Origin of the sequence: Acidaminococcus sp. CAG:542 (assembly GCF_000437815.1) — a bacterium.
Taxonomy (GTDB): domain Bacteria; phylum Bacillota; class Negativicutes; order Acidaminococcales; family Acidaminococcaceae; genus Acidaminococcus.
This window is the reverse complement of record NZ_FR902112.1, coordinates 27,553-31,315: the sequence shown is the minus strand read 5'-3', so window position 1 is coordinate 31,315 and position 3,763 is coordinate 27,553. Positions and strand designations below refer to the sequence as shown.

The window sequence follows — 3,763 nt, the reverse complement described above, 5'->3', positions numbered from 1 at the left end:
CCGCCACAGGAGCCAGTCTCCATCTGGTCCGGCCCCTGGGCTTTTCCGTGGATGACAAATACCTGAAACGGGCCGGTCTGGACTATTGGCACCTGGTGGACATCCACTATTATGATTCCGTGGAAGAAGTGCTGGCCGCCTATCCGGACAGCCCCCGCTTCCTCTTGACCACCCACGCCCACAAATCCTACAGCCGGGTCCATTACGGACCTGATTCCCTGCTGATCTTCGGCAAGGAGAGCGCCGGCCTCCCGGAAGACTTCCGGCTGGCCCATGGGGAGGAATGTGTGCGGATCCCCATGGTTTCCGAAGCCCGGTCCCTGAACCTGGCCAATTCGGTTTCCATTGTCCTTTACGAAGCTTTGCGGCAAAACGATTTTGATCTTCAGGAGGGAACCATATGATCTGTATCAAGGAGTTTGAGTTTGACGCAGCCCATTATCTGCCCAATTACCACGGCAAATGTGAACATCTCCACGGCCACACCTACAAGCTGGTGGTGAAGGTGGAAGGCCATCCGGACCAGGAAGGCATGGTGCTGGATTTTGTCCAGTTCAAGCACACGGTGAAGGATCTGGTGGTGGACCAGCTGGACCATCACTGCCTCAACGACATCCTGCCCCAGCCTTCTGCGGAAAACATTGCTGTCTGGGTGTGGAACAAACTGAAGGAACCGCTCACCGGGGCCAACTATGCCCTCTATGAAGTCCAGGTCTGGGAAACCAAGACCAGCGGCATTGTGTACCGGGGTGAATCATGCTGAAAGATGTCCAGGCGCAGCAGGATCTGCGTCACATTGCACTGAAACATGTGGGCATCCGGAACCTCCGGTGGCCCATTGTGCTGGCGGACCGGGAAAAAGGCAGCCAGCATACGGTGGCGGAAGTGGCCCTGGCAGTGGATCTGCCCCAGGAACAGCGGGGCACCCACATGAGCCGTTTCGTGGAATGCCTGAAGCAGGTGGGCCCCATCCGTCCCCACGAACTGGAAGAAGTGCTGGACGGGCTCCGGCAGAAACTGGAAGCCCGGAAGGCCCTGTTGGAATTTTCCTGCCCCTATTTCATCACCAAAAAGGCTCCTGTCAGCGGCATCGAAAGCTATCTGGACGTGGACTGCCATTTCAAGGCGGAAAAAGGGGACACCTTCTCCCTGGAAGTGGGCGTGGATGTACCCATCCACACCCTGTGCCCCTGTTCCAAGGAAATCAGTAAATACGGGGCCCACAACCAGCGGGCCTGGGCCCGGATCCGCATCCGTTCTTCCCAGCCGGTGTGGATCGAAGAACTGGTGGATATGGCGGAAAAAGGCGCTTCCACTCCTCTGTATTCTCTTTTGAAACGGCCGGATGAAAAATGCGTCACAGAAATGGCTTATGAGAATCCCCGGTTCGTGGAGGACGCGGTCCGGGAAATCGCTTTGCAGCTCAATGCCGATCCCCGGATCGACTGGTATACGGTCACGGTGGAAAGCGAGGAGAGCATCCACAACCACAATGCCTTTGCTACAGTAGAAAAAGAGGTGTGACATGTATCTGACCATTCCTCCTGAACGGATCCGTTATGAAATGGAAAAAATCGAAGTCCATCCCATGGGCATCCAGCTTATGGAACCCAAGGCTTCCGTGCTGCCCCTGAAACTGCTCCAGATCCGCACTCCCGCCGCCAACATCCTGAAACAGGAAATGCTGGCTCTGGGAGGGGAATGTGTGAACCCCAAGGGCACCATCAACTGCAGCCTGGACCGGGTGGATGTGATCCTTCTGGGAAACCGGCGGCAGTACCGGGACCTGGTGAAGAAGCTGGGCTCCATGGCCAACTGGTTCGGGATCCAGGCCATTATGGACGATCTGTGGGAGTTTTTGGAACCGGGGACCCTGGTGACGGTACTGGCCGACGGCCGGAAGCTGACCTATGAGAAAATGCGGGTCATGGGGATTTTGAACGTGACCCCGGATTCCTTCTATGCCGGTTCCCGGATCAGCGGAGAACAGGCCCTTTTGGCCAAGGCGGAAACCATGCTCCGGGACGGGGCGGACCTGCTGGATATCGGAGGAGAATCCACCCGGCCGGGAGCGGATCCGGTGACTCCGGAAGAGGAAAAACGCCGGGTAACCGGGGCTCTGGCTGCTTTGCGGAAGCATTTCCCGGAGAGCATCCTCAGTGTGGATACCTACCATGCAGAGACGGCGGAAGCGGCTCTGGAAGCCGGGGCGGATATCATCAACGACGTTACCGCCGCTACCGGGGACGGCCGGATGCTGGATGTGGCTGCCCGGGCCAAGGCTCCCCTGGTGCTCATGCACATGCGGGGCACCCCCAAGACCATGATGGGGGACGAACTGAAGACCTACCACAATGTGGCGGGAGAAGTGTCTCAGTATCTGCTGGAGCGGGCGGCAGCCTGCCAGGCAGCGGGACTGGGGAAGGACAAGGTGATCCTGGATCCGGGCCTGGGCTTTGCCAAGGACCTGGAAGGGAACCTGGCACTGTGCAGCGGGCTGGGGGAAATGACCGGACACGGGATCCCGGTGCTCCTGGCCGGCTCCCGGAAGGGGTTCATCGGCAAGGTGCTAGGTGGGCTTCCCACTGAAGAACGGCTGGAAGGGACCATGGCCCTTTCGGCTGCCGCCGTGTACGCTGGCGCCCAGATGGTCCGGGTCCACGATGTGAAGGAAAATGTCCGGCTGATCCGGATGCTGGAGGCGATCCGGGCATGTCAGTAGCCTATGTGGCCCTGGGCAGCAACCTGGGGGACAAAGAACAGAATATCCGCCGGGCCCTGGAACTGATGGAGCACCATGGAATCCAGGTGATCCAGGTATCTCCCCTTATTACCACGGAACCCTATGGGGTGACGGACCAGCCGGAATTCCTCAACGGAGCGGCGGAAGTGGAGTGGCCGGGGGATGCGGAAAGTCTCCTCCATACCCTTCTGGCCATTGAGCTGGAAATGGGCCGGCAGCGGAAACGCCATTGGGGAGAACGAAACATCGACCTGGATCTGCTCCTTTTCGGAGATCAGCAGATCCACAGCCATGACCTGGTGCTGCCCCATCCGGACATGGCCAACCGAAGCTTTGTGCTGGAGCCTCTGGCAGCCATCGGGGCCCAGGTGGTCCACCCGGTGCTCCATCGGACCATCGGGGAACTGTGGGAGGAACTCCGGCAAAAAGAAGACAAACAACGAAACAAATGACGAAAGCAGGGAATCATAATGGGTGAACGTGTGAAGACAGGTGCGGTCCTGTTCTTTCTGTATGCAGTTTTATTTGCGGTTTCTCAATTCTACCAGGTGGTGCCGGGCCTCAGCGGGCTCCGGATCCAGGCCATGCTGTCCGTACCCTACGGGCTGATCTTCGGCCGGACCGGGGCGGTGGCAGCGGCTCTGGGGGCAGCAGCGGGGATGGCCCTCACCGGGGGCAACTCCAATTTCATCCCCATTGAATTCCTGGGGGCCCTGCTGTCCGCCTATCTGCCCTTCCGGGTGTGGCAGGGGATGCGGTCTCCCCAGGAACCCTACCTGTGTGTGGAAGACCAGCGGACGGCTACCATGTTCTTTATCCTGAGCCTGATCGGAGCCGTACCCATGGCAGTGTTCCCTGCGGTGGGCGGGGACCTGTACCAGGTGGTGCCCTTCCCGGCATCCTATCCCCGGATCTTCCTGGCTTCCCTGGTGTTTACGGTGGTGGGGGGCTTTCTGGTGTACAGCCAGGCGGCACCCCGGATGTTCCGGGGGGCGGGAGAAGCCCTGTGGAACCGGATCC

At 59.4% G+C, this 3,763-nt stretch carries 6 protein-coding genes; all 6 read left to right on the top strand.

What is annotated here, in order from left to right; translation table 11 throughout:
* Positions 1-404: tRNA (cytidine(34)-2'-O)-methyltransferase (locus QVO43_RS09760; RefSeq protein ID WP_288174941.1), on the top strand; the 404-nt coding region annotated here is incomplete at its 5' end.
* A complete protein-coding gene (queD, locus tag QVO43_RS09755; protein ID WP_022488328.1) occupies positions 401-763 on the top strand; it encodes a 6-carboxytetrahydropterin synthase QueD in 363 nt (120 codons plus the stop codon). The genes QVO43_RS09760 and queD, both read left to right, overlap by 4 nt.
* Complete coding sequence (folE2, locus tag QVO43_RS09750; protein WP_367996908.1) at positions 760-1,524, top strand: GTP cyclohydrolase FolE2; 765 nt, start codon at positions 760-762, stop codon at positions 1,522-1,524. Before queD ends, folE2 begins: the two co-directional genes overlap by 4 nt.
* 1 nt (position 1,525) lies before the next feature.
* Positions 1,526-2,722 (top strand): dihydropteroate synthase, encoded by a 1,197-nt coding sequence (gene folP, locus QVO43_RS09745; protein WP_022488326.1) that lies wholly within the window; start codon positions 1,526-1,528, stop codon positions 2,720-2,722.
* A complete protein-coding gene (gene folK / locus QVO43_RS09740) occupies positions 2,713-3,195 on the top strand; it encodes a 2-amino-4-hydroxy-6-hydroxymethyldihydropteridine diphosphokinase (protein WP_022488325.1) in 483 nt (160 codons plus the stop codon). The genes folP and folK overlap by 10 nt, the downstream gene beginning before the upstream one ends.
* An 18-nt stretch (positions 3,196-3,213) precedes the next feature.
* Positions 3,214-3,763: hypothetical protein (locus tag QVO43_RS09735; protein WP_288174935.1), on the top strand; the 550-nt coding region annotated here is incomplete at its 3' end.

Bases quoted from the DNA above. Each gene is read 5' to 3' on its own strand.
- folP (WP_022488326.1), top strand. From the start codon at position 1,526: ATGTATCTGACCATTCCTCCTGAACGGATCCGTTATGAAATGGAAAAA.
- queD (WP_022488328.1), top strand. From the start codon at position 401: ATGATCTGTATCAAGGAGTTTGAGTTTGACGCAGCCCATTATCTGCCC.
- folK (WP_022488325.1), top strand. From the start codon at position 2,713: ATGTCAGTAGCCTATGTGGCCCTGGGCAGCAACCTGGGGGACAAAGAA.